This is a genomic window from Pedobacter heparinus DSM 2366 (assembly GCF_000023825.1).
In the GTDB taxonomy this organism is placed as follows: domain Bacteria; phylum Bacteroidota; class Bacteroidia; order Sphingobacteriales; family Sphingobacteriaceae; genus Pedobacter; species Pedobacter heparinus.
Genome location: NC_013061.1, coordinates 364,956 through 389,662, shown reverse-complemented (window position 1 = coordinate 389,662; position 24,707 = coordinate 364,956). Strand labels below are relative to the sequence as shown.

General features: G+C 42.8%; 21 protein-coding genes. 6 read left to right on the top strand and 15 right to left on the bottom strand.

Going from position 1 to position 24,707, the window contains the following annotated elements; translation table 11 throughout:
* Positions 1-24 precede the first annotated feature (24 nt).
* From PHEP_RS01655 to PHEP_RS01600, 12 genes are all read right to left on the bottom strand, one after another.
* Positions 25-2,142, bottom strand: coding sequence for a PVC-type heme-binding CxxCH protein (locus tag PHEP_RS01655; protein WP_012780509.1), 2,118 nt, complete (start codon positions 2,140-2,142; stop codon positions 25-27).
* Positions 2,143-2,311: 169 nt separating this feature from the next.
* Positions 2,312-5,329 carry a heparinase II/III domain-containing protein gene (locus tag PHEP_RS01650; RefSeq protein ID WP_012780508.1) on the bottom strand — a complete coding sequence of 1,006 codons (3,018 nt, stop codon included), beginning with the start codon at positions 5,327-5,329 and terminating at the stop codon, positions 2,312-2,314.
* A 221-nt stretch (positions 5,330-5,550) separates the two neighbouring features.
* Entirely contained in the window at positions 5,551-7,749 is a 2,199-nt protein-coding gene (locus tag PHEP_RS01645) for an FG-GAP repeat domain-containing protein (RefSeq protein WP_012780507.1), read from the bottom strand.
* A 24-nt stretch (positions 7,750-7,773) separates the two neighbouring features.
* Complete coding sequence (locus tag PHEP_RS01640) at positions 7,774-9,375, bottom strand: SusD/RagB family nutrient-binding outer membrane lipoprotein (protein WP_036675091.1); 1,602 nt, start codon at positions 9,373-9,375, stop codon at positions 7,774-7,776.
* Between the two features lie 29 nt (positions 9,376-9,404).
* Positions 9,405-12,722, bottom strand: coding sequence for a SusC/RagA family TonB-linked outer membrane protein (locus PHEP_RS01635; protein ID WP_202901283.1), 3,318 nt, complete (start codon positions 12,720-12,722; stop codon positions 9,405-9,407).
* A gap of 180 nt (positions 12,723-12,902) precedes the next feature.
* Positions 12,903-14,069, bottom strand: coding sequence for a FecR family protein (locus PHEP_RS01630; RefSeq protein ID WP_012780504.1), 1,167 nt, complete (start codon positions 14,067-14,069; stop codon positions 12,903-12,905).
* 80 nt (positions 14,070-14,149) lie between these two features.
* The gene (locus PHEP_RS01625; protein ID WP_012780503.1) at positions 14,150-14,728 is read right to left on the bottom strand and encodes a sigma-70 family RNA polymerase sigma factor; all 579 of its coding nucleotides are present in this window, start codon (positions 14,726-14,728) and stop codon (positions 14,150-14,152) included.
* A gap of 109 nt (positions 14,729-14,837) precedes the next feature.
* Positions 14,838-15,680 (bottom strand): OmpA/MotB family protein, encoded by an 843-nt coding sequence (locus tag PHEP_RS01620; RefSeq protein WP_012780502.1) that lies wholly within the window; start codon positions 15,678-15,680, stop codon positions 14,838-14,840.
* Between the two features lie 20 nt (positions 15,681-15,700).
* The gene (locus PHEP_RS01615) at positions 15,701-16,363 is read right to left on the bottom strand and encodes a DUF2461 domain-containing protein (protein WP_012780501.1); all 663 of its coding nucleotides are present in this window, start codon (positions 16,361-16,363) and stop codon (positions 15,701-15,703) included.
* On the bottom strand, positions 16,360-16,758 hold the full coding sequence (locus PHEP_RS01610) for a DUF983 domain-containing protein (RefSeq protein WP_012780500.1): 399 nt from the start codon (positions 16,756-16,758) through the stop codon (positions 16,360-16,362). The genes PHEP_RS01615 and PHEP_RS01610 overlap by 4 nt, the downstream gene beginning before the upstream one ends.
* Entirely contained in the window at positions 16,742-16,996 is a 255-nt protein-coding gene (locus tag PHEP_RS01605; RefSeq protein ID WP_012780499.1) for a hypothetical protein, read from the bottom strand. Before PHEP_RS01605 ends, PHEP_RS01610 begins: the two co-directional genes overlap by 17 nt.
* 75 nt (positions 16,997-17,071) lie before the next feature.
* The gene (locus PHEP_RS01600; RefSeq protein ID WP_012780498.1) at positions 17,072-17,827 is read right to left on the bottom strand and encodes a HEAT repeat domain-containing protein; all 756 of its coding nucleotides are present in this window, start codon (positions 17,825-17,827) and stop codon (positions 17,072-17,074) included.
* Positions 17,828-17,896: 69 nt separating this feature from the next.
* On the opposite strand from PHEP_RS01600, the gene PHEP_RS01595 reads away from it, so the two are divergent.
* On the top strand, positions 17,897-18,088 hold the full coding sequence (locus PHEP_RS01595) for a nuclear transport factor 2 family protein (protein ID WP_012780497.1): 192 nt from the start codon (positions 17,897-17,899) through the stop codon (positions 18,086-18,088).
* A gap of 91 nt (positions 18,089-18,179) precedes the next feature.
* The gene (locus PHEP_RS01590) at positions 18,180-18,893 is read left to right on the top strand and encodes a 2OG-Fe(II) oxygenase (RefSeq protein WP_036675395.1); all 714 of its coding nucleotides are present in this window, start codon (positions 18,180-18,182) and stop codon (positions 18,891-18,893) included.
* A 63-nt stretch (positions 18,894-18,956) separates the two neighbouring features.
* Here the strand turns inward: PHEP_RS01590 and PHEP_RS01585 are convergent, their stop codons facing one another.
* On the bottom strand, positions 18,957-19,862 hold the full coding sequence (locus PHEP_RS01585) for a DNA-3-methyladenine glycosylase family protein (RefSeq protein ID WP_012780495.1): 906 nt from the start codon (positions 19,860-19,862) through the stop codon (positions 18,957-18,959).
* Between the two features lie 170 nt (positions 19,863-20,032).
* On the opposite strand from PHEP_RS01585, the gene PHEP_RS01580 reads away from it, so the two are divergent.
* The 4 genes from PHEP_RS01580 to PHEP_RS01565 all read left to right on the top strand — a co-directional run bounded on the left by PHEP_RS01580 (position 20,033) and on the right by PHEP_RS01565 (position 22,576).
* Complete coding sequence (locus tag PHEP_RS01580) at positions 20,033-20,494, top strand: ester cyclase (protein WP_012780494.1); 462 nt, start codon at positions 20,033-20,035, stop codon at positions 20,492-20,494.
* A 119-nt stretch (positions 20,495-20,613) separates the two neighbouring features.
* The gene (locus tag PHEP_RS01575; protein ID WP_012780493.1) at positions 20,614-21,315 is read left to right on the top strand and encodes a DUF1349 domain-containing protein; all 702 of its coding nucleotides are present in this window, start codon (positions 20,614-20,616) and stop codon (positions 21,313-21,315) included.
* A gap of 28 nt (positions 21,316-21,343) precedes the next feature.
* A complete protein-coding gene (locus PHEP_RS01570; RefSeq protein ID WP_012780492.1) occupies positions 21,344-21,772 on the top strand; it encodes a 2OG-Fe(II) oxygenase in 429 nt (142 codons plus the stop codon).
* 48 nt (positions 21,773-21,820) lie between these two features.
* Positions 21,821-22,576, top strand: a complete 756-nt coding sequence (locus PHEP_RS01565; RefSeq protein WP_012780491.1) for a methylated-DNA--[protein]-cysteine S-methyltransferase — start codon at positions 21,821-21,823, stop codon at positions 22,574-22,576.
* 238 nt (positions 22,577-22,814) lie between these two features.
* Here the strand turns inward: PHEP_RS01565 and PHEP_RS01560 are convergent, their stop codons facing one another.
* Entirely contained in the window at positions 22,815-23,750 is a 936-nt protein-coding gene (locus PHEP_RS01560; RefSeq protein ID WP_012780490.1) for a helix-turn-helix domain-containing protein, read from the bottom strand.
* Between the two features lie 15 nt (positions 23,751-23,765).
* Entirely contained in the window at positions 23,766-24,704 is a 939-nt protein-coding gene (locus PHEP_RS01555; protein ID WP_012780489.1) for an NAD-dependent epimerase/dehydratase family protein, read from the bottom strand.
* Positions 24,705-24,707 lie beyond the last annotated feature (3 nt).

Genomic DNA, 24,707 nt, shown 5'->3' with positions numbered 1-24,707 from the left:
GGGTATAGTTTAATTTTTTAACGATTAATACAGAGTTTTCAACTTCAAAACTGAAGCTTTGACATCAGCACCAGAATCCGTTTTTATATTGCCAACAGCGTCTTTTAATGCGGCATTTGCACCAGTAGCTTTACCCAGGCCCTTTTTCAATCCCTTTAACAGGCTTGTCTGCCATGCTCCTTTTTCCAGGGCCGGCTGTGATAAGGTTTCGAGGTAAGCATGCACCTGCTCTTTGTTATTTCTTGCACCAACAATTGCCGATAAGTCTTCAAGAAAACCAAGTTTCCATGCCTCTTCTTTCTGGGAGAAAGACGGCTGCTGAACCAATGCAGTCAGCAATTCTGCCGAAGAACCTGCATTAGAGCTTAAAACAGCTATTCTGAACCATGAATCCTGTCCATATTGGGCAATTACCTTTGCAAGTGCCGGAACAACGTCTTTACCATTGAACTCGCCTAAACTTAGGGCTGCCTGAAAGGCTACCCTGTTTGCCGGATCATTGATTTTCTGTACCACCTGCGGCAAGCATTCAGGAAAACGTTCGGCCAGTATAACGGCATTTTCGCGTACACCGGGCTCAGCATCCTGCAACCCTTTTTTTACCACCGCTGCATCTAATGCATCTAATCCTTCCAGCACATAGATGGCATGAAGCCTGGCCCTTGCATCCCTACTGGTATTCAGCAAGGCTTTAACAGCCGGAACTACAGATTTATCGCCACGCTCGATCAGGAGTCTGTGAGCCTGGCTGCGCCACCAGCCATTGGGATGGGCAAGTACTGCAACAAGTTTGGCGCTGCTCGTATTTTTAAGGTCTACTTTTACATTTTTAACATTTGCATTATCAGGTAAAATGCGGTAAATCCTGCCTTTATCACTTCCGGCCATGAAATCCATATCCGCTTTCAGGTCGTCATCTATTGAAACCGGAGTCTCAATATGTTGTCTGTAATAATCCAGTAAATACAAATATCCATCAGGACCTGTTGTAAAGGTGATCGGACGGAACCAGGTATCAGTAGAATATAAAAACTCCACATCTTTTTCCTGCGCGCCACGTTTAGCCACCATAACCGGGCTTTTATCTACGGCACTAAGTATATCTCTATGTACAAGGTTACCTGATACATCTGTTACAAAAAAATTGCCCTGGTATTCTTTTGGAAAACCGTCACCTGTATAAATGGTTCCGCCAGAGGCACCAGTGAAGTGGCCATCGGCGTACTCTACTCTATTTACGTTTGCTTCCTTGAAGTTCTGATTACGGCGTCTGGTCCTTTCGGCCCTCCAGTATGGTGCCTCAGTTTTTTGGAACATGATTTCCTGATGATCAGAAATGTTTACCACAAATTTAGAAAGGCCCAGGTAAGGGTGTCTGTGCGTATATCTCCACGGAATGATGGATTGCTGGATGTGAATAGAGTTTTCTGTAAAAAACCGGTGTCCCCAATCGTCAATGGCCTGGCCAAACTGACCCGGGCCGGTTTCCAGCTCAAATTTATTTTTATCCAGCCGGAACCGGAAATCTGCTCCGCGTACAGAAACAGGTGGGGCTCCGGGAGTTTTGCTGAAAGTGACCATCCCACTTTGTCCACGGTTGTTTGCATAAATCCAATTGTCTATGCCCAGGCGCAAACTGGTAACCTGTGCTTCTGAATTGTCCTGAAAAAAGCCGGAAAAAAGCACTTCCCTAACGTCAGCTTTGCCATCTCCGTCAGTATCTTTCAAGTAAAGGATATTGGGGGCTGCAGTAACAATAAGTCCGCCTTTCCAGGGCAAAATACTGGTAGCTTCAGTAACATTTTCCGCAAATATTGTCGATTTATCTACACGGCCATCGCCATTGGTATCTTTTAAAAGACGGATACGGCCCTTTCCTTTTCCAGGCTCAACCTCATAAGGATAATCGGGCATTTCTACCACATAGGCATTGCCCTGTTCATCAAATTCCAAAGCTACCGGATCTAGCACGTAAGGTTCGGCAGCAAATAACTGCACTTTAAACCCGTTCACAATTTTTAACTTGCTCAACGACTGCTCCGGAGAAAGCGGCCCTGGATAACGCTGTGCCAGACAGGTTGCACCGAATAAAGTAAACAGAACGGATAAACGGACATGTCTGCCAACAAAAACACTCTTCATTTTTTTAGTTTTAATTTTATTTATGTGTCAAAAAACGTTCAAAACCAGCTCTCTGCAGGGCCATCTTCAAGCATACGCTAACGGAGAAAGCTGCACAAAACGGTAACGTACCCGTAAGGTAGGGAGTAAATTCTGTATTTTCAAATTTATTTTCTAAAAGGCCGGCTGATCAAATTTTTTGTTTCCATATTTTATGAGAAGTAATGGTAAATGCAGCGCCTTCTTCAAAGTCATACATCAATCCTTCTTTATAATTTTCACCTTTATAATCATTAACAAAAGTAATGGGGCCGCAGTAAACCCTGGTTAAATTGCCCTGACGCTCAATGCCGACAATTGAATAGCAGGCATCGCGTTTCCCTTCTGTGCTGACCATGAGCTGAGATCCGTTTAAACTTCCATCAACAGGTAGCTGCTGATCAACCAGCAGCCATCCTCCCCCCTTTAATTCCCTGTTCATTTTCACCACTTTTCCCCTGATCGGTCCTGCAGCTATCAGGTTCATGTTTGCATAGCTGAGCCGTTTGCCATTCAGCAGGATCCCTTCAACAGGCTTACCCCCCTTTTGTCTCACATAGCCAAGGGTCCCATCCATTTTCAATCCATCTGCAGTCTGCATAGTTTGTGTTGAATCCGGATTATAAAGGATATAATCTATCTCTCCGTTTACATGTTCTATCTTTAGCGATACCTGCATGTTTTTCCCCTCATCCAAACGTTTTACGGATTTGATAAAGGGGTTTTGCTTATAAGGTTCAATCAGGTTAACGAAATTACTGTTTAGCGCTGGTGCTGCGCGGTGCATTAAAACATAACCGAGCGTTTTAGGATTACCCGTTTTATTCTGTGGTGGATCACCATCGGCCAAGGCCACATCATCCACCTGGTTCAACGCGTACATACGCAAATGCAGATGGTCTGTTGCTTTAACATTTCTGTAGCCATCCTCCACTTTCCAGTCGAGCATAAATTGTGGGGGAGGAATGGTGTCTCTTTTAACATTGTATAAATGTGAATAACCAATTGGAAAACCTTTGGCAAGCGTACCTTTGGCTACTTCAGTTCCGGCATAAGTTCCTCCCTGCTGGGGCTTTAACTTTAATCCTTCGGTACTGATCGTTCCTGGCGGGCCATGAAAACTGTACAGATGATCATGACCACCCAATACCCGGAATATATCTATTGCATAGGCATTGCCGGTATCGGGTCCTTCGATCAACAACATTGTCCGACTGTATTCCTTTACATCCGGATAGGCCTTTTTTCCATCAAGTTCAAAAGCCCCAAATCCTTTCAGCTGTTTAAACATCCGGGTATGTCCGCCCCATACTTCCTTTTGCGGAAGCCCGTTTACAAATACCAGGTTGTGCGAAAGCGTACTGCCTGTCCATTCGTTGTTACTTGGCCATTTTGTTGCATATTCGGGGTATCCATGATCAGGCGCAAGCCAGTTGCCATAAGCCAGCAGGTCAAAATTGAGCATATCCGGATGTGCATGTTTAATGCTCCGTCCAAAATTGCTGGCCAGTGCAATGCCCGATGTGCCTTTACCAATTTCCAGTGAGGCCAGGCCAAATCCGCTCATCAATCCCCCTCTTCCGTCATTTGCGGGGTTCTTTTCTGCAACGCTTTTGATCTCCCGGCTCAGTGATTCAGGATCTTTGGAATAGATGTCCATTCCCAGCCCCTTTACAGAATTACCATTTGCCCGGTAGGCTGCAATTGCCATTTGCGGATCTCTGGTATAAAAATACCCCAGGGCAATAAAATTGGGGTCGATATAACTGTTGGTAACCGTACCTGTAGCGCCTGCGTCGCCGATATTAGGTATCGAAATCCCTAATACAGACATGCGGTAGGCCGCCATAAATGTAGCGTTGAACTGAGGATATTCGGCAAAAATATCGTGCTTGGTATAACTCTTGTAGTCAGCCAGGAGCACCCCGAGTTTGGCGATCAGGTTTCCCCACATATAAGTATACCCCGGAGCACCTTCATCGGTAGTACCATCTCTGTCCAGGTTACGGATCATCAGGCCCGGAATGTTTCCTCCATCATGGGTAAACAACCAATCGAGCCATTCCGTAGTTTCAGGGGCCGTATTTAAAGCTACTGCACATCTGGCAACAGTTAACTGGTGCATACCCTGGTTGCCCCAGATCTGTTTTGAAAGCACGCCTTTAAAAGCTGTACGCAAGATTCCGTCATCAACATTTTTTACAAACAGGTCCCGTGTGCCTTTGGCCCCGGGCAGTTTATATTTCAACGATTGCTTTTTTAAAAATGAATAAAGTGAAGCATCATTAACCGTACCACTTAAAATTTTATCATAAGCATCTGCAAAGCCCTGAACTGTACCGGTTTCCCAGATGGCTCCCTCTATTTTACCTCTGTTTGTCCCTCCATCCGAATGGTACCAGCCTTTTTTTGAATAAGGCGCCCAATCCATGTCGGGATAAACATCCGCTATGCGGTCCAGCAAAATTGCCGCCTTATGTGCGTAGCGCTGATCTCCGGTATACAAAAATGCATTTGCCAGGGCGTTGAGTCCTGCATTAATATGGTCCCAGTACTTCCAGGTATAATATCCGATGAACCTGTACGACCGCCCATTTTCATTTACATAACCAAATCCATCGTCTACACCATATTTATGCAGCGGATCTTTTGGATCAGGATGTTCCAGGTTGTAAAGCAGGCTCTTGTCGCCACTTGCCGGATTAAAAAGACCATGTTCATCAATGGCACTTTTATAATATTTACCAAAATCGTTGGTAGGAAAAACAGTGCCGCAGGAAGGGCAGGTCAATTTCCAGGGCTTTTGCTCGAATTCAGGATTGTATGGATAATTACCATATTTTGAAATGTTGTGTCCGCATTTCAGACAACCTAAAAATTTAGGGCCCTCGGTCAGCCTGTCAAAGGTAACATCTATGCATCGCGGCAGGTCCTGTCCGGGAACCATGGCCCATAGCGTTTCGTCATCTTTGGCCAGCCAGTATTTTGCCTGGGCAATAAACCGGTCCCTTTGTTTTGCAGCCCAATCATATCTGTTACAATTGCTTCTTACATTGGCTATTTTTTCAGCGGTATAGAAGCCACCATAGATCCGGCCGGCATGGGCATTAGTATGTCCCAATAACATCAGGACCATGAATACATGGATCAGGCTAAATTTTAGTTTCATTTGGGGTGTGTTAAATGATAAACTATTTTTTAATAACCGTCCGTATTCGTTACCTAATCGAATACGTTAACGTTACCGAAAATAATCATATAATTTAAAAATCAAAGGCTTGCCTACCATTTCTTTCGAAAATAAACTAAGTTGTTACACAAACGTGTACGTAAATCATAAAAAAAGGTGCCCGGTAAACCGGACACCCCTGAAAGCGAAATTAAATTATTTTACCACCAGGAATTAAACCGTGCATATACCGCTGAGCCAATTGGTGTACCGGGGCTTTGCGTGGTATAGATCATCAGTCCGTGTACCTTCGCATTCGTTTTTGCAACCCCCATCAACTTATCTGTTGTAAAAGCAGTGGGTGCAGTGGTACTTTGGCTATGCGTAGAGGCATAAATGCCAAGAAACAGCAGTCTGTATGCATTGGCCTGCCATGCTGAAAAATCGTTAATCTCTGTATTGACCAGGTTCTGTCCGCCAGCAATATCTGAGGAAGGAAGCACCACTGCCCCGTGCATATTCCATGCGGTACCTGTCCTTGTTACATCAGGAGGGATTATTGTAGTGGGGTTCTTTGTTTTTTCATTTCTAAAGTAGAAGATAAAACCATCTGTATACTCCCTTACCCAGTTCTGACCTGTGGTAACCGCATAATAAGCAGTAGGTATAAAAGCAATATCCTGATTTTGTTCACGCAGGTTCTTTATCATTTTACCCAGCATTACACGGGTAAAAATCTTCGTCCCAGTTTCATTGGTATTGTGGTCAAAATCATCAATATTGATTCCGGCAAGATTTGGATACTTATTGGCCAGTATACCCAACAGTTTAAACCATGCAGCAAAGTCATTCGCATTAGGATTGCCGGGGCCACCAGAAAAAAGGGCACGTTCATCGTTGATGCTGCCACCAAGTTCGGTACTGCCAATATAAGGTGAATCTCCCGGCTGCGGCAGGTAACTTGGGGTAGGGCCACTTTCACTTGGGGGAACCAATACAGGGATTACCTTAATTGGCGATCCACTGGATTTAAGCAGTTCTAAAAATTCAATCAAGGCCTTATATTCCGTCCCTTTGGGAGGGTAGGTACCAGTAGAGGGATCAATCCAGCGATCTGCTACCATAAAGGCAAAAGTGTAGATTTTATTGGTTTCACAAAATGTTTTCAGGCCGGCCACATTCAGGCTGCCGTCTGCATTTCGCATAAATGCCTGGTGATAAGACCCAAAACTGAAACCGTTACGGGATAAATTCAGTTTTTTAGCATTAAATCTGGTCTGTATATCTCCGAACACACCCAGGGTAGTACCCCCCGTTTTTTGCCTTACACCTACCAGCTGGTCGCCACCCACATTAATAATGGTCTGTCCGGCCGCAATACCCGTCCAGGGCCATGCTGTTTCACTGGAGAAATCCTGCGTACTCAGCAGGCTGGGTGCAGTTCCTGTACCATTGTAATGATGATAGCTAAAATAAGAACTGCTGTTTTTGTACAGGACAAATTCTTTTCCATTGGTTTTATCCTGGTCAAATTCACCAATTGTAACTCCTAACCATGGGTAATGGGTAGTGCCACCTGCATAATTAAAACTTCCTGCTGCGTTAACAGTCCAGGTACTTGTACCGGAAACTTTATAAACCAGGATATCATCATCACTACCGCTGCCATTTCGTACTGCCATGAATTCTGCTTTACCATCGCCGTCCAGATCGCCTGCCGCTACCCCTCCCCATTGATTTACCGCTGCTCCATCCGGAAGATTAATGTATCCTTTCAAGACCAGGGAGCTGCCAGAAAGTGCATAAAAAATGAATTGCGAGTGTGCATCTTTTGCTACCACAAGTTCAGCTTTGCCATCGCCGTCAAAATCACCCGCAGCAATTCCTTTATAATTGTAAAGGCCGGAACCTACCTGTATGGAAGCCAGCAAAGTAACAGCTCCCGAGAAATTAAGCGGGATTTTGTAAACCAGGATATTGGTAATCCCGGCACCATTTCTTAGTATGATCAGTTCATCAACTCCATCACCATTCATATCTCCGGCTGCAATCCCTTTAAAATCATTGCCAGCGGTGCTCACATCAAAAGAAAAAGGGATTTGGTAATGACTGCCATCGTTTGCCGAGCGCATAAATATCACATGGCTGGTTGCCCTTTTGACCATTGCCATGGTGGCGATGCCACTGCCATCAAAATTTCCACAGGCCACCCCCAGAAAAAGCCGGTTGGTGCTGCCCACCGGATAATCAAAATTTTTGAGCTGAACAGGGCTGACCACCGATAATAAGCCCATTGGCCCGGCCATTGTGCCTGCTACATCAGCACCTTTTTGCTCACGCAGATCTGCCTGCTTACAGCCTGTAAAAATATACAGCACCAGGAAAAACAGCATTATAATCTTATTTTTTAAAGTTTTCATAACTCATAAATTTTAAATTAGATTTTAATTTGTTGGTGTTGGATAAGCCGATAATGGTTTCTGATCCCACCATACCCTTGTTTTCATATTGTCGGCCCCACCCAGTAAGCCCAGGGCAGCCTGGTAAGCATCCCTGTTGGTCGTAACTTCTGAGGGTGCATAAATTACCCTTCTGGCCAGATCTGTGGCCGACAGGTCGGGATTATCTGATCCGATGAGTGCATAACCCCTTGGATAGCCTGTGCGCCTGCGTTCTGCCCATGCCTCATAACCGTCGGGATAAATGGCCAGCCACTTTTGTGTAATGATCTGCTCCAGTTGCTGTTCAAAACTTCCAGCCAGGTTGTACAATACCGGAATATTGCTCATTGCCGGGGAATTCCATTTATCTGCCAGGGGTACTGGTGTGGTAAGGGTATTTTGATAAGCCGTAATCTGCGTATTGGTGATACCGGTTACATTTTGTGTAAGGGAAAGACTGATCCCTGAATTGTAAAAGCTCTGGGCTGTACCCGTGCCCATGTTCCAGTTCCTTAAAGCACCTTCCGCACGCAAAAATGCAACTTCGGATGCCGTAAGTACAAGTGTAGGGTTTACCGTTCCCGGCCTTGGCGGATTACCAATCCATTGCGGGCCTACAAATGAAGTAGTTGGTGCTACAACAGCACCCCTGTCAGCAGCAGCCAGCCCATTGCGCAACCCGGCATATTGTCCGCCGGTAGCGGCGGGAGAATAATAAATACTTAAACGCGGATCATTATAGCCTTTTAACACACTCAGCATGCTGCTATTTGCACGGAAATCATTTACAAGATAGGTAATGCGTGACAGGATATTGGTGCTGTTAAGGGTGGATAATACCCCTGCATTTTCGGCATTGGTTAAGATAACACCGTCAGCAATTGCTTTTTCAGCTTCTGCTTTCGCTTTGGGCCCGTCTGCATAGGCCAGGCGCATGGCCAGCCTTAACCGCAAAGAACCGGCAAATTTTAACCATTTAGCAGCACTGCCGGCGTAAACCTGGTCGTAAGTACCAAATGCATTGCCCGAGGGATTTTGTTTAAATACTTCAACGGCTTCGTCCAGTGTTTTAAAAAAGTCATAGTAGATGTCCTTTTGCGAATCGAAGGCCACACTGGTTTGCTGGTTGCCAAATTTTGAATAAATAACCGGCCCGAAATAATCGGTCATGCGATGGTAGATCACTACACGCCAAACTTTTGCTATGGCATTGGCCAGTACCATATTGTTGGCCTTAGTTACCTGTTCTGTGGTAAACTGCATTAATGCCGGCTTGGTATAAAATTCTTTCCAGAAAAGATCTACCCAGGTACCGTTAGGTACATAACGTTCCGTACTGAAGGTAGCTACATTGGTTGTAAAATATTGGGCAAACAGATGGGCATGCAGGTTTTCCTGCACCTGAACATAAGTAGCACCCAGCCCGTAATATTGTGCATAACCAAAGGCCTGTCCAACCGTTGCAGAATTAATCTCTTCTTCCGGTAATTGATTTTCGGGTGTGTTCAATTCATCAAACTTATCTGTGCAGCCAATAAACGCACTGATAAAGAGCAACAATGCAACCATCACCGGGGATTTATAATGTTTCAATATTTCTTTCATTTTCTTAAATTTTAAGGATAGCATTTGACTTAAAAATTAATTCTCAGGTTTGCACCAAAGGAACGTGTAGTAGGTGGCGCGAACGATTGGAAGCCTTCAGAGATGGTTTCTATGCCCTGAGTAAAATCAGGATCTATATTTGAATCCTCTCTGTATAAAAAGAAAAGGTTACGGCCTACTACAGAAATTTCTACTGCAGAAAATGGCAGACGTTTAAATAAAGATTGCGGCAGCTTGTAACCAATGCTCATTTCCCTTAAACGGGTATTGGTGGCACTTCTAGTAAAAACCTCTCCCACAGGTGCAGTTCTCGATCCCATTCCTTTCCATAAGGTCTCTGCGTTTACCTTAATGTCATTGGGTGTACCATCGGCTGCTTTTACAGCAGTAATGCCCGTAAAAATATTCTGCCCGAAGATCAGTCCGCCTTCACGGCCCTGTAATGTTTCTTCAACAAGTCCGTTGCCATACAATATGGCATCTGTAAATGAAGCTACCACTCCGCCCTGTTTATGGGAGATCACAAAATTGGCAGTCCAGTTTTTATAAGACAGGGAAGTCGACAGTCCGCCGGTCCATTTCGGATTGATATTACCCAGTAATACCGTTCGTCCTGCGGTAAACTGCGGCAGGCCGTTGGTACCAACCAGTACATTTCCCTGAGCATTGCGCAGATAACCCTTGCCATAGATCAATCCAAAAGGTTTTCCTTCCTCTAAAACAAATTCACGCATGTAAGAGTCGCTGCCAACAACCAATCTGGGAAGGTCTTTTGATAATTTCTTTACAATATTTTCGTTCACCGCATAATTAAAGTTCAGGTTCCAGGTAAAATTCCCGGTTTTTACAGGCGTTGTATTTAAAATGACTTCTATACCTTTATTTTGTACATCACCACCGTTGGTAAAAAAGCTGGCCGCGCCTGAGCCTACAGGTAAGGCCTGCGGGAACAGCTGATCATTTGTATTGGTTTTATACAAAGTAAGGTCCAGGCCAATCCTGCTGCTAAACATGCTCATTTCCAAGCCAATCTCGGTTGAAGTGGTCCTTTCAGGCTTAAGCTCGGTATTTGGCAATACAGAATTCAACAGGATATAACCCAGCGGACCACCTGCCAGTCCGGATCCATAACGTTGCAACTGATAAGGTTGTGCCCCATTACCTACCTGTGCCCAGGACCCTCTTAACTTCAGGTAAGAAATGGCCTGGGGCAATTTTACCATTTCGGAAATAATGGCACTTACACCTGCCGAAGGATAGAAGTAAGACCTGTTATTTGCCGGAAGTGTGGAATTCCAGTCGTTACGTGCACTAACATCTAAAAATAAAACATCTTTCCAGCCAAATTGTGCATTGGTATAGAGCGATTGCGTTTCAAATTTACTTAACGTGTTAACGGCAGTAGGCAAACTGGTGTTACTCAGCGCAAACAGGTTGGGAACATTCATGCCCGCTCCTGTTGAAGCGGTAACTGAACTGCTTTTGTTATTTCTGATCTCGCCGCCAAAATTAGCCTGTACCGACCAGTCGGCACTGAATTTTTTTGTATAACTGAGCAGAAAATCACCGATAGCCTGCTGTGAATTTCCTGCACCTAAAGCATAGCGCCCCAGCGGGTCACGGTAGGTACCGTAATAGGATTTCTCTTCATTACCTACAGATTCACCATCATAAGACCCCCTAAGCATCAGCTTAAGGTCATCGGTAAAAAGATAGGAAAGCGAGGTCAGCGCAATTACCCTATCCGATTTATTGTATCTTAAATTGCGGTATAAGGCCCAGTAAGGGTTGGCGCTGGTAACCGATCCAGGTGCCCAGTAATCCTGTTTGGTAACACCCAGAGAAGGATCAACATATTCAAAATCTTCAACGTCCTCCTGTCGTATATTTGGGGGCATGGTATAAATCTGACGGATGGGGTTGTAGCTCGACTCCCCTTCATCCAGTCTGTTGTCAATATTTTGTTTTGCATAATCAAGCTTGCTGTCCAGACTTAATCTTTTTGACAGCTGATTGGTCATCCTAACTGTTAGGTTATGCCGCTGCAAAGCATTGTTCGGAATAATGCCTGTAGCATCCGTATAAGTATAGTTAAAAGCAGTCTGTGTTTTTTCGCCCGAAGTGGCCACAGATAGATTGGTTGCCGAATTATGACCGGTCTGGAAAATGCCTTCCCTTACATTTTTCTGCCCAAGAAAAGGATAAGTAGTGCCAGCCTTTGCCGGGTCTTGCGACCAGGTAGCTACCATTTTTCCATCAAGCGCAGGGCCCCAGGATTCCTCAGACGAACGGTTGTAAATGCCGCCCGCCCCCTGTCCGTACTGATATTGAAAAGGAATTGACTGGATAGGTTCCTGGCCCATATAGGTAGCGTTCAGGCTAATATCAACAGACTTTTCACCCTGCCTGCCCTTTTTGGTCTCTATAATAATTACTCCATTTTGTCCCGCGCTACCATATAATGCTGCGGCGTTTGCACCTTTAAGCACGTTAATGGCTGCAATGTTGTCCGGGTTAAGGTCGGCCGGGTTCCCCCGCACCGGTACCCCGTCAATAACATACAGGGGCTGACTATTGCCATTTATAGATCGGTTACCCCTCAGGATCACCCTGGCTGCAGCACCTACCCCGCTGGAGCCCGATCCGATGTTTAATCCGGCAACCTTACCCTGCAGGGCATTCACCACATTCAGGTCCCGGCTTTGCGAAAGTTCTTTCGTACTTACACTCTGGGTACTGTAAGTGAGTGTTTTTTTCTGACGGGTCAATCCCAGGGCAGTAACCACCACTTCCGTCAATTCACCCGAACTTTCTTCCATCTTCACATTGATGGTACTCTGGTTATTTATAGCAATTTCCTTTGTAATGAACCCAACAAAAGAGAATATAAGCGTTCCACTTGCCGGAGCATTGAGCTGATATTTACCCGAAGGGTCGGTCGAAACACCTGCGGTACTTCCTTTTACTTTGATACTTACACCAGGCAAAGGCCCTCCGTTTGCATCGGTAACCGTTCCCGTTATCCTGATATCGGCTATGACCAGACTTTCCCTTTTAAGCGGCTTAATAATTACCGTGTTCATCAGTACTTCGTAAGTAAAGGGCTGGTTGGCAAAACTTAATTTAAGCGCTTCTTCAATATCAATGTCTGTTACATTTATATTAACGTTCTTCGCAATCTTTAAACTTTTCTGATTATATACAAAGTTATAGCCGCTCTGCTGCCTGATGGCCTTCAGTACCTGTACAAGTGGTGCATCTTTTTTTAGCAAAGTGATTTTTTGAGCATAACCGGTAGCGTTTACATGCATTATTGCGGCCAGAAGTAAAATCATTGTAAGTTTCATCACTAAAAGAAATTTATGGTATACGGGCAACCTTTCACCCGATAAGTGTAATAGATAAAATTTCATACATTTGAATAATTTGAGTTGTGATTAATGCTTGCTTTATTTAATGGGAGCTCAATTTTACAGGGGCGTTCCAACCGCCCCTGTTTTTTGTCCCGATTTTATAGGTATTTTTTTTTATTGCATAACGATTATTCTCCTTCCATCAATTTTAAAATGAATAGTTCCTGTTACTTCTAATATTTTAAGCACCTGCGATACGTTTTCGAATTTTGAAACCGTACCCCCAAACCTTTCGCTGATCTGATTATTTAAAAAGACTACCTCTACATCATACCAGCGCGATATTTTGCGCATAACGCTATGGATGTCTTCATTGTCGAACATAAAATATCCGTTTTTCCACGAAACGGCCTCTTCTATGTCCACCTCGGCCAACTCCATTTTGCCGGTTTCTTCCAATAAACGGGCCTGCTGTCCGGGTTTAATCACACGACTTAAATTGCCATAAACTATCTTTACAGCCCCTTCAAGCAAGGTAGTTTTTACCTCTGCCTCATCTTCATAAGCATTCACATTAAAATGGGTGCCCAATACTTCTATCTGCTGTTGCGCACTAAACACTTTGAAAGGCCTTCGTTTATCTTTGGCAACTTCAAAATATGCTTCACCTTTAACCGTTACACACCTTTCATTACCTATAAAGACCGTAGGGAACTTAATAGACGAACCTGCATTGAGCCATACTTTTGTCTGGTCTGATAGCACCAGCTGATATTGGCCACCATGAGGTGTCCGGATGGTATTGTAAACCGGTTTCGCCTCGGCGCTGTTTCCTCCTGCTGATCGGACACGATAAATCAGTTGTCCATCCTTATTTTTATCTACAATGATATTCCCCTGGGTGGTTACCACGCCATCTTCGGTATCGTCAAGGCTTACTTCAGAGCCATCGGCCAGTGTCAGAACGGCCTTGTTCCCTCCTGGCAATACATCCTCTATACCAGCACTAACATGTTTAACGGGAGGCAATGATGCTTTTTTAACATAAAAAAAGAAGGTCATCGATGCCACCGCAAGTACGGCAGCTACAGCAATCCAGTTCAACCGGACAAGGCCTGGTTTGCCTGCAGGCTTTAATTCCTCATGTCGGGCAATATCCTCCAGCACTTTCTGGTACAGTTCCATTTTCAGCTGTTGCTGCGGACCCATTTCTTCCTCGTCCCAGTCCATATCCTTTTGCTGTATGGCATCATAATAAGCAAGCAAACGTTTTTCGTCTCCTGGGCTAATACTACCCTCCAGATATTCTTTCGCTAAATGTTCAAATTCGGTTCTGTTCATGGTTAATTACTGTAAGTACTAAATAATGGTCTGTACCCCCAAAAGAGATTTAAAATATTTTAAATTGGTTGAGGAAATTGTTACAGCCTGATGCTACCAATTACCAGGGCAAGTAACAGCACTTTATCTAATGCAAACCTGATGCGCCTTAATGCAATTGTCAGCTGGTTTTCAACTGTTTTTGGGGTAATCCCCAAACGCATGGCCACTTCCTTGGTAGAAAGGTGGTCCTTTCTGCTCAGGTTAAATACGTTACGGCATTTTAAAGGTAAGTTTGCTATTGCTTCGTCCAATAATCGCTGAATATCTTTGGTAATCAGCGGGCTATCTGTGTCGTTCACAAAAGAAAAGTGATCAGGATAGATTACAGGTCTGTGTTTTACCAGCGGTAATGCTTTAAAGACCTGATATTTGACACAAGTGTACAGGTAAGCCTTTAAACAATCGATTTGGTTTACCGAACGCTTTACCCATAGCTGTACAATTACTTCCTGGACAATATCTTCTGAAACCTGCCGGTCCCGGATGACATTGTAAGCCTGTAAATATAATTTAGACCAGTAGCGCTCATATATTTCAGACAGGGCCCGTTCATTACCTTCCTGTAATAAATCAAGCAATTGCCTGTCACTTAAATCAGCATAGGTAGATCTGGTCATGTTGATTGGTTACGTACCCGAATATATAAAAACAAATTAAATAAAACAAAAATGAGCCGGTAAAAGCATTTCTGCTCTACCGGCTCATTTCTATAAATCAATGCTGTTCTTACTGCTTGATCAGGTCGTACAATTCATCCAGTTTCGGAGAAAGTACAATCTCAATTCTCCTGTTTTTACTGCGGCTTTCGGCGCTGGTATTTGGTCCCAATGGCTGAAACTCTCCCTTGCCTGTAGCAGTCATCCTTACCGGCTGTACTTTACAGATCTCGGTCAGGAACCGCACCACCGAAGTAGACCTTAACACACTCAGGTCCCAGTTGTCCTTGATCTGCCCCAGGTTGGTAATCTTTTGTGAGTCCGTATGCCCTTCAACCGCAATATTTATTTCCGGCTGTTGCTTCAATACATCGGCCAGCTGCGTTAAGGCCTGCTTACCTTTTTCATCTATAATGATACTTCCCGAAGGGAACAATAGCTTATCGGTTAAGGACACATACACCTTGCCATTCTTGATTTCTACAGTTAAACCACTCTGGGTAAATCCAAGCAGGGCCTGCTGTAGTTTCTCTTTGAGCTTATTGGTAGCTTCATCGCGCTTCCGCAAAATTTCTTCTACTTCTTTTAGCCGTTGCTCACGTTTTTTCAGATCGGCAGACAGCTTGTTGATCTCAGTAGAGCTGTTGCTGCGTAATTTTGAATAGTTGTTGTCCATTTCTGAATACCTGCTCTTCATGTCGTTTAGCGCACTGCTCAGTCCAGTAGTATCTTTTCTGAGTTTAGCAATCAGGCCTTCCAGGTTTTCGTTCATCAATTGCGACTCATTCCAGCCCTTGTTCAGGGAATCCTGTTTGGCCAGCAGAGACTTGTATTTTTTCGGAGAAAGGATCACGCAGGAACTGAAAGCACTGGCCAGTAATCCGGCAAATAAAAATAAAAGGATTTTCTTCATTTGTGTGTGTATAATAAACTTTACTGGTCAACAGCTTTCCTCAAAAATAAGAGAAATGGATAAACACTTTCAAAAGCAGTTTTCAACTTATCAACGATTCCCGGTTTTAAAAAGTCTTCATCTTTTAAAGGGTAAATCGCGATAAAGCTCTTCAACCGTAAAAATTCGATTTGGGGATGATCTGTTTCATAGCCTTTAGGTGCATTTTTAAGGGTATCCTCTTTGCTTAGGTGATAGATACTTTGAAAGCTTTTGTCATTGATGATGTCCAGAAACTCGGTAGCATTGTAATCAATTTCTTCTCTTATCTTTTTCAGGATAGCAGCTTCCGGCATCCAAAATCCGGCAGCAAAAAAACATTCGCCAGGCTGTATGTGCAGGTAATAACCCGGACCATGTATATCATTGCCTTTAACGTTAAATGAAATCCCAAAGTTATTTTTATAGGGATCCTTATTTTTGCTGAAACGCACATCCCTGTAAATGCGCAGTAAACATTTTTTAGCAGGGGTATCTATAGAAAAAGCTGGATCTACTGCCGCCAGCCTCGGTATGAGCTGCTCAACAAAAGACAGCACATCAGCTTTGGCAACTTCATATCTTTCTTTGTGCTCAGCAAACCATTCCCGGTTGTTATTCTGGGCTACGTCGGTTATAAAAGCGAGTGTTTCTTGCTTAATCATGGCTTATCGTAATAGGCGTTATACTTTATTTTTGGAGAAAGCCAATGTAATAAAATCACCCGTGAATAGCGATAGTTAAAAGGTGCCAAAAGTAAACATCCTGTAAAAATTACAGTGAGGTATAACCACAACGATTCAAATTCAAGGTTTCCGCCTGATAATACATAAGTGGCCACGCCAAGGGCTATCATCTCTGCGCAGTTCATCGCATAGCTCACATACATTGCGGCATAAAAATATCCGGGTTCTATTTCAAACCGCTGTCCGCAATGCGGGCAAACCGTATTGGTACGCTGTACATTGAAACCGTATAAACTTCCGGTAAAGATATCGCCACGGCGGCATTGAGGACATTTGCCGTGTACTATGGCATATAGTTTAGATGTTTTCTGCATAGCTTACCGACTTTTTACGATATTTTACATACCATAATATTCCAATCCCGGTAATTAAAAGGTAAGGGATCGCTAACAGATAGAGTATGCCGGAATTTAATCCTTTACCCTGGGTATTGCCATTTTTAACACTTTGTTCGGCACTAACCGTACACATGGCACATTGCGCATTGGCTGTATTGCTTACTGCTATTGCTGATAGCACTATAAAAATGAAGACAAATGCAATCCTTTTCATAGGGCAAAGATAAGGAAAGTTTAGCAGCTTTGGTAGGGCCTGGCTATAGGCTGCCTCTCCCCACTCCGAAGAAATTTAAAAATTATCTTCAATATACTGTCTGGCCTGCTCCTGTGTTAAAACAGCAAAGTCCTTATAACGGTCATGAACATCAATAATTTCTTCCAGTGCAGCTGTTACAAGCTGTTTGTTTTCCCATTGTTTAAGGTGTTCAACTACAGTTTGAATACAACCCTTTTTATAAGCTATCTGCCCAATTACATGTACCAGCGTATTCCTGACTCTTGCTGTTTTGTCATGTTGCAGCTCCTGCAGCAGCGGTAAAATGTCTCCGGGATATTTGCGTCCCCTCAGTTCTATACCATGGCAGATTTCTCTTCGGATCTCTTTATCTTCATGCTGCAAATACAGCCTTGCCCATCCAAGCACAGGAACTGGGTTTACTTCTCCCATTTTTTTTATGGAACCAATCACGGCATTGCGTGGTGAATGGTGTTCATCGAACAAACCCCTATCAAAAAAATGCTGAACACTTTCAAAATACGTTTTACCGATCTCTCCTGCCGCATTGATCACCGTTTGCCGGATTTTATAATCTGTTGATGGAAGAAGTTTTTCCAGGCTGCTTATTATTTTAGGTCGAAGAATGGGTTTAGCCAGGTATATTTTACCAAGAGATAAATAGGCCGATTTTCTGATATAGGTATCCTCGTCTGAAAAATATTGAATTGTATTTTTCAAATCTGCTGTACCCAGTTCAATAAGCATGTTGTTGCTAATTTCAGCCACAACGTTTAAGCGCTCCTGTTTATTTAAATCGTAAAAAGCCATATGCTGAATATATAAGTTTTTTTCTATCCTTAGATTGCCTTTGGTATTAAAGTTGAAATCAACGCTACCATGCACTTTAACGGACAAAGTTCGGTAGCGTTAAATGGCGACCTTGCAACAGGTATCGCTTATTGTATGGCCCATCATTTAACCATCGAGGATGGCAGACAAAAATTTATGGTCGCCACCATTCGTTACCACGACAAGTTTGTAAAGCTTAACGGCCAATGTTTTTTTTCAGGGCGCAAGCTCTGTTGGTAGATTGGATTGAGAACAGGTAATAAATACCGCAAGTTTCGGATTTCCTACCCGATGCCTTAAAGCTAATTTTATACCATTAAAAATCATGATTATGGGAAATATAGAAGCACGGTTAGCTGTTAAGGACTGGCAGGAAATTACAAAGGAGTTGCATGATAAGGGTTTTGTTATTGTCCGGGATGTGTTGAATGAAGAGGAATGCGATGCGCTGATTGCGGAATACGATGCAGACGACACCTACCGTAAAACAATCAGTATGGAACGTTATCGTTTTGGTCTGGGTGAGTACAAATACTTTCAGTACCCACTGCCCGAACTGATTACCACCATGCGGGAAAAAGTGTACGCCGAAATAGCGCCCGTTGCCAACCAGTGGATGCAGGAACTGAACATCGACAAAAAATTCCCCGCTACCCATCAAGCGATGAAGGAACTTTGCAGGGAACACGGGCAGGAAAAACCTACCGTCCTAATCCTAAAATATGGTAAGGGTGGCTTTAATACGCTGCACCAGGATTTGTACGGTGAGATTTTCTTCCCGATGCAAATGGTTTTTATGCTTGACCAGGCTGGTCAGGATTATACAGGTGGTGAATTTGTGATAACCGAACAAATACCCCGTGCGCAATCTAAGGCAAATGTATTAAAACCTGATCGTGGCGATATGGTTATTTTCACTACGAACTTCCGCCCGGTGAAGGGCACTAAAGGTTATTACCGGGTGAACATGAAACATGGCGTTAGTCCGCTCCATGAGGGCAACAGGCATAGTCTTGGTATCATCTTCCATGATGGGCTTAGCTAACAAACAAGATTAAGCCAGCAAAATGCCTGAAGTAAAGTGCGTCGCTCCGGCTTTTATTCTATATCATTCTTTGGGTTTAGATAGGGCTCGCCACAGATAGAATACAATATACGACTGCCAGCCCTCAAATGCCTTAAAGAATTTGGCTATTGCAGGCTTATTGTCTTTTGATTTGATGATACCGTGATTGAGTAATGCGTTTAAAAGACCGGCATCCCCGTAAGGAATACAGGCAGGTTCTTTCAGGCTTTTCATCAAGGCGTAATTAGCCGTCCATTGTCCAATGCCTCTTATATTGGTCAGAAATTTTATCCGGCTTTCCAGATCTGGAAGCCGTTGTAGCAATTCTTTATTCAACATACCGTTCAAAAAGGCTTCCGCTATGGCAATAATATACTCGGCTTTCTTTTCGGAAAATTGAAGCTCCCGCAGGTCGCTGATGCTTGCTTTCGCTATTATTTCGGGCCCAGGAAACAAATAATATTTTTGGCCATCAAATTGGGTACACGTTCCATATCGTTCTACCAGCCTGCGTTTTACTTTGTAGGCAAAGGACAAATTGATTTGCTGACCGATGATGCACCATGCCAATGCCTCAAAGAAATCAGGCATTCCAATAAATCTTAATCCGGCAAAATCCTCTGCCATGTAGGAGATCCGTCTGTCTGCTGCAATGGTCTTATAAAAAGGTATCAGGTCGGTATTCAAATCGAACCATTCAGAAACGAACTGCACTACAGCCGTTATATCTTCAGCCGAAGGGGAAATGTTAAGCCACTCTAAGATCAGTTTATCTGACATCGGGTAAATGTCCACTATCATTATTCCGCTACCCTGCCTAAAGCCCCGCCGAACCCTGTCTTCAAAAACGCTGTACATGCAATCATCAAAATCACGGCTTAAAAACCATAGGCATTCCGCTTTACTAAACAAACCCGATACGGGGATTTCTACCTTTTTATTCTCCATACTCCAAAGCAATAGTCTATCTCTGAAATAAACAATCCGAAATTTGCTATTATTTTAAAAAAAGTCGATTTAAAACCGCAAGAAACGGATTTCATACGACATAGAGGCAAGCTAATTTTAGATTATCAAACGAGTAAAAAACTTTTAAACAATCTAAAATTTTAAAAAAAATGGAAAATCAGAAATCAAAAGAAGAACTGAACAAAGAAGTAGTTGTACGTTGGTTTACACACTTCTGGGGAGAAACAGTTGATCTTTCAATTGTTGATGAAATTGCTGCACCAGATATGCTGTTAAAATATTCATTGCATGAGCCACGTAACGGTCGTGAAGATATTAAGGCGTTCATGACGGACTTCCGTGCTGCATTCCCTGACTTGAATTTTTGGGGTACTGCAGACCTGATTGCTGAAGGAGACTATGTGGTTGGTCAATGGGAAGGTGGCGGAACCCATACCGGTATTGCCTTTGGCGATTTCCTTGCAGGTTCACTGCCCGAAGCAACCGGAAGGAAAATGCACTTCACAGGAACAACGGTACTGAAAGTGGTAGACGGAAAAATCGTTGAAGAAATTGGTCTTGATGATGGTGTTACTGCTTTAACTCAATTGGGTTTGATGAAAACTGTCTAAGGAAAGTTTTTGTGAAAGAAAGGTCGGGCAAAGTCCGGCCTTTTTTATGCCGCCATTCAAAAATTTAAACTACTGTTTTACAATAGTACCATTGAATTAATCAAGAAAAACACAGCATTATGTACACAATATTTTCTAGACACTTTGCGGTCATTATAGCTTTTACCGCAGTATGTTCTTTGGCGCAGTTTTCCTTTGGACAAGCCCCGGGGCTCAATTTGAAAAATCAACCAAACATTGCTTTTAGGCAGGACACTACTATGTATTGGGAAAACAAACCGGAAACCTATACAGTCAAGGGAAAATCGGTTACCATGCGTACCAATAGTGCAAAATACCTTTGGGGAGATAGTCACGAATTTGATTTTGACTTTCCATATTCTCATTCCTACTACCGGAATATAGCTGGCAATTTCACGGCACAGACAACAGTAATGCTAACAGACGACTGGAAAAACGGGAACGCTGGCTTGCTTATTAAGTTATCGCAATCGAATTGGATAAAGCTGTACATAATCAAAGAAACGAATGTGCTGCGCCTCAATACCGTTTATGCCAGTGATGCAACCCATATAGATTATTCTACTTCTCTGCTCCATTCCAACGATAATAAGATATGGTTACAGGTAAGCTGTAACAACGGAGTGCTTCGCTTAAAATGTTCCACCAACGGACGGGCATACGAAACGGTCCGTATTTTAAATATGCCAGCAGGTTATAAGTCTGCACAGGTAGGCTTAATGGCAGACTCTCCAATGTCATCAGGCTTCGATGCTTCATTTGAGAACCTTAGTATTCGCAATATAGCAGAAGATCAATAAACAATTTCAATTTTTAATTATAGTAGTCATGAATACCATAGAACAAAGATTAAAGACAAAAAAATGGGATGTAATTCTTGATGAATTGAGCAGGAAAGGATTTGCAATTGTCCCTGACCTTATCAACGATAAAGAATGTGCAGAACTGCTTCATGAATTTAAAGAAGAATACCGGTACAGAAAAACTGTCGTTATGGAACGTTATCGTTTTGGCAAAGGTGTGTACAAATATTTCAATTATCCGCTGCCTAACATTCTGACGGAATTAAGAGAGAATTTTTATACTTATCTCGCCCCTGTTGCCAATAAATGGTTTGAGGTGTTGAAAATAAAGACCCGTTATCCTGAAATACATAAAGAGTTTATTAACCAATGTAAGCAGAACGGGCAAGAGAAAGCTACCGCATTAATTCTTGGGTATGGTGCAGGTGGATTTCCATTACTAAGCCCCGGATAAACATCACTTTCAGGACAATTAAAGCGGTCGCAACCCAAACTGGAAGATGTGGCAGAGCATGTACACCTTAGCCCGTTTCACTTTCAAAGAATGTTTCAGAATTGGGCAAGTGTAACACCCAAACAGTTCTTACAATACCTTACTACGGAACACGTAAAAAATATGCTGAAAACGACAAGAATGAGTTTGTTTGATGCAGCATATGAAGCTGGTCTATCCAGTACAAGCAGACTGCATGACCTTTTTATCAAAGTGGAGGGGATGTCGCCCGGAGAATTTAAAAATGGCGGGGAAGCATTAACAATCAATTTCTCATTTGCCGATAGTCCTTTTGGTGAAATGCTTGTAGCTGCTACTGCAAAAGGCGTGTGCCACATGATGTTTGTTGATAATGGACGTGAGATGGCACTGGATGCGCTTAAAGCTAATTTCCCGAACGCAAAGTATGTCCAAATGGTTGACAGGATGCAGCAGAATGCTTTATTTGTCTTCACACAGGACTGGAGCAGGCTGGATGAAATAAAGCTGCACCTGAAAGGAACAGACTTCCAGATTAAGGTATGGGAAACTTTACTTAAAGTACCGACTGGCGGATTTACAACGTATGGTGATCTGGCTGCTAATACAGGTCACGATGGTGCATCAAGGGCAGTAGGAACCGCTGTTGGAAACAACCCTGTCGCATTCCTTATTCCTTGCCATCGGGTGATTAAATCTACTGGCGAAATTGGTCAGTATCATTGGGGGTCAGTTCGTAAGCATGCAATCATTGGTTGGGAAGCCGCCCTGCAACATCACATTTAAACCGATAATTTTTTCAATTGATATGAAAGCCTGTGCAGGAAATTGCACGGGCTTTTCTATTAGATGTGTTTTATCTTGTTAAACCTAAACTCTTAATCAAAAACACCAAAAATAAATCGCGTTTTACAGTTAAATGATTAATCCGTTTGAATTCTTAAATTTAACAGATTTTCATTTTGAATATTTGCTGTAACAGTAAACAATATGAAGGAACCCGTTTACTGTTGTATCCTTTCAATCAGTTAAAGGATTGTCTAAACTCCAGGGGCGAAACAGCAGTCCTGTTTTTGAACAGGCGATGAAAAGATTGTGAATGTTCAAAACCTAACTGATAGGCTATTTCTGACACGGACAAAGAAGTAGTTGATAACAGTTCTTTTGCTTTTTCGATGACACGGTTCTGAATGTGTTGTTGTGTTGTCTGCCCTGTATTCACCCTTAGCATATCACTAAGATAATTGGGGCTTAAATTTAATTTGCTTGCAACGAAATTGACTGTAGGAATGCCTTTATCAGGTAATACATCGTTTTTAAAATACCCGTCCAGTAAGGCTTCCAGTTTTGTCAACAAATCGTTGTTGGCTTTCTTCCTTGTCAAAAACTGACGGTTATAAAAACGGTCGCAATATTTCAGCAACAAATCAATATTCGACACCAACAGATCTTGTGTATAAGCATCCATATTGGCATCTATCTCCTTGCTGATATTTTCTACAATGTGCATTATGGATTTTTCTTCTTTCTCGGAGAGGTGCAGAGCTTCATTGCTCACATACGAGAAATAGCCGTAGTTTCTGATTTCAGATGCCAAGGGATAGCCGTGAAAAAAATCAGGGTGTATCACCAAAACAAAACCTTTTACACCATTGAGTAATACATCTTCAAATTGTAACACTTGATGCGGAGCAATAAAGTACATAATCCCTTCATCAAAATCATAATATTGCTGTCCGTATTTACATTTTCCTCCCGCACAATCTTTCTTTAAAGCAACTACATAAAATTCGGTTGTAATTGCACTCAAAATCGTTTCAGGTTCCAATATTACATCGTCGAAATTAAACAGGCTTATCAGAGGATTGGACGGTTTCGCTAATCCTAAAAACTGATGCAATGCACTTATCGACGAAACTTTTGCCGGGGCTTTCATTTGTTGATTTTCAGATTTATACATCACTAAATTATCAATTTATTTTTGTAATGAAAGCTGTTCGTCCCTAATCTGTTCTATACCTTCTCTGTACGTACTTACCGCAAAATCAGGAAAACGACTTCTGAATTTTGTGTCGTCAAACACATTATTGTGTTCGTATCTTGGCAATAGCTCCAACAGTTCCTTTGTCCTTTTACTAAAAAGCGAGCCTATCTTAAAAAGGAACTTCGGCATAACAGCGTGCTTCAGTCCTTTCTTGTACACATTGGCAGCCAATTCAATAAATTCTTTGTAGGTAGGATGGCTTTCATCCACAGGCAGATGCCAGGTTTGTCCGAAGGCATCGGGTGTATTGCCAATTAAGGCCGTTGCCCTGCTTGCATCGGGTGTCCAAATCAAACTTCTTTTTTTGGTATCGCTTAGCGGTACTTTCAATTTTTTCCCCTCTTTGATGTTATTGAAAAGTAAGGTATTGGTAATGCTCTGTGTTTTGCCGGGACCGTAAAACTCCGGTGCACGGCAAATCACGGCTTCCAGCCGGCCTGTCTGCATTTCCCTTAAAACCATTTCTGCCATTGCTTTTCTTACTTTACCTTTCCTGCCCACAGGAGCGAAAGGCGTTTGTTCCGTAAGTACACGGTCATCTTGCGGGTACATATAGGTATTGTCAAAAAATACCAGTTTTGTACCATGGATTTTACAGGCATCGATCACGTTTTGGGTAATTAACGGAAATTGATGCTCCCACAATTCAGAACTTATCGGAAGCCCCAAAGTGAAGTAAGCGATTTCACTACCTTTTACAGCTTCAATGGCTTTTTCCCTAATAGAAAGGTCTGCCGAAAAAACTGTATCGGTATCATTTACTTTTTTAGCATTGCGGCTTACAATCCTAATGTCAGAAGTATAGCTTCTTTTTAATTCCCGTGCCAGTTCTTCACCAATCTGTCCATTTGCACCTAATATCGTTTGCATATT

Coding starts and splice junctions, on each gene's coding strand:
- PHEP_RS01655 (WP_012780509.1), bottom strand. CDS start 2,142: ATGAAGAGTGTTTTTGTTGGCAGACATGTCCGTTTATCCGTTCTGTTT.
- PHEP_RS01650 (WP_012780508.1), bottom strand. CDS start 5,329: ATGAAACTAAAATTTAGCCTGATCCATGTATTCATGGTCCTGATGTTA.
- PHEP_RS01645 (WP_012780507.1), bottom strand. CDS start 7,749: ATGAAAACTTTAAAAAATAAGATTATAATGCTGTTTTTCCTGGTGCTG.
- PHEP_RS01640 (WP_036675091.1), bottom strand. CDS start 9,375: ATGAAAGAAATATTGAAACATTATAAATCCCCGGTGATGGTTGCATTG.
- PHEP_RS01635 (WP_202901283.1), bottom strand. CDS start 12,722: ATGAAACTTACAATGATTTTACTTCTGGCCGCAATAATGCATGTAAAC.
- PHEP_RS01630 (WP_012780504.1), bottom strand. CDS start 14,069: ATGAACAGAACCGAATTTGAACATTTAGCGAAAGAATATCTGGAGGGT.
- PHEP_RS01625 (WP_012780503.1), bottom strand. CDS start 14,728: ATGACCAGATCTACCTATGCTGATTTAAGTGACAGGCAATTGCTTGAT.
- PHEP_RS01620 (WP_012780502.1), bottom strand. CDS start 15,680: ATGAAGAAAATCCTTTTATTTTTATTTGCCGGATTACTGGCCAGTGCT.
- PHEP_RS01615 (WP_012780501.1), bottom strand. CDS start 16,363: ATGATTAAGCAAGAAACACTCGCTTTTATAACCGACGTAGCCCAGAAT.
- PHEP_RS01610 (WP_012780500.1), bottom strand. CDS start 16,758: ATGCAGAAAACATCTAAACTATATGCCATAGTACACGGCAAATGTCCT.
- PHEP_RS01605 (WP_012780499.1), bottom strand. CDS start 16,996: ATGAAAAGGATTGCATTTGTCTTCATTTTTATAGTGCTATCAGCAATA.
- PHEP_RS01600 (WP_012780498.1), bottom strand. CDS start 17,827: ATGGCTTTTTACGATTTAAATAAACAGGAGCGCTTAAACGTTGTGGCT.
- PHEP_RS01595 (WP_012780497.1), top strand. CDS start 17,897: ATGCACTTTAACGGACAAAGTTCGGTAGCGTTAAATGGCGACCTTGCA.
- PHEP_RS01590 (WP_036675395.1), top strand. CDS start 18,180: ATGGGAAATATAGAAGCACGGTTAGCTGTTAAGGACTGGCAGGAAATT.
- PHEP_RS01585 (WP_012780495.1), bottom strand. CDS start 19,862: ATGGAGAATAAAAAGGTAGAAATCCCCGTATCGGGTTTGTTTAGTAAA.
- PHEP_RS01580 (WP_012780494.1), top strand. CDS start 20,033: ATGGAAAATCAGAAATCAAAAGAAGAACTGAACAAAGAAGTAGTTGTA.
- PHEP_RS01575 (WP_012780493.1), top strand. CDS start 20,614: ATGTACACAATATTTTCTAGACACTTTGCGGTCATTATAGCTTTTACC.
- PHEP_RS01570 (WP_012780492.1), top strand. CDS start 21,344: ATGAATACCATAGAACAAAGATTAAAGACAAAAAAATGGGATGTAATT.
- PHEP_RS01560 (WP_012780490.1), bottom strand. CDS start 23,750: ATGTATAAATCTGAAAATCAACAAATGAAAGCCCCGGCAAAAGTTTCG.
- PHEP_RS01555 (WP_012780489.1), bottom strand. CDS start 24,704: ATGCAAACGATATTAGGTGCAAATGGACAGATTGGTGAAGAACTGGCA.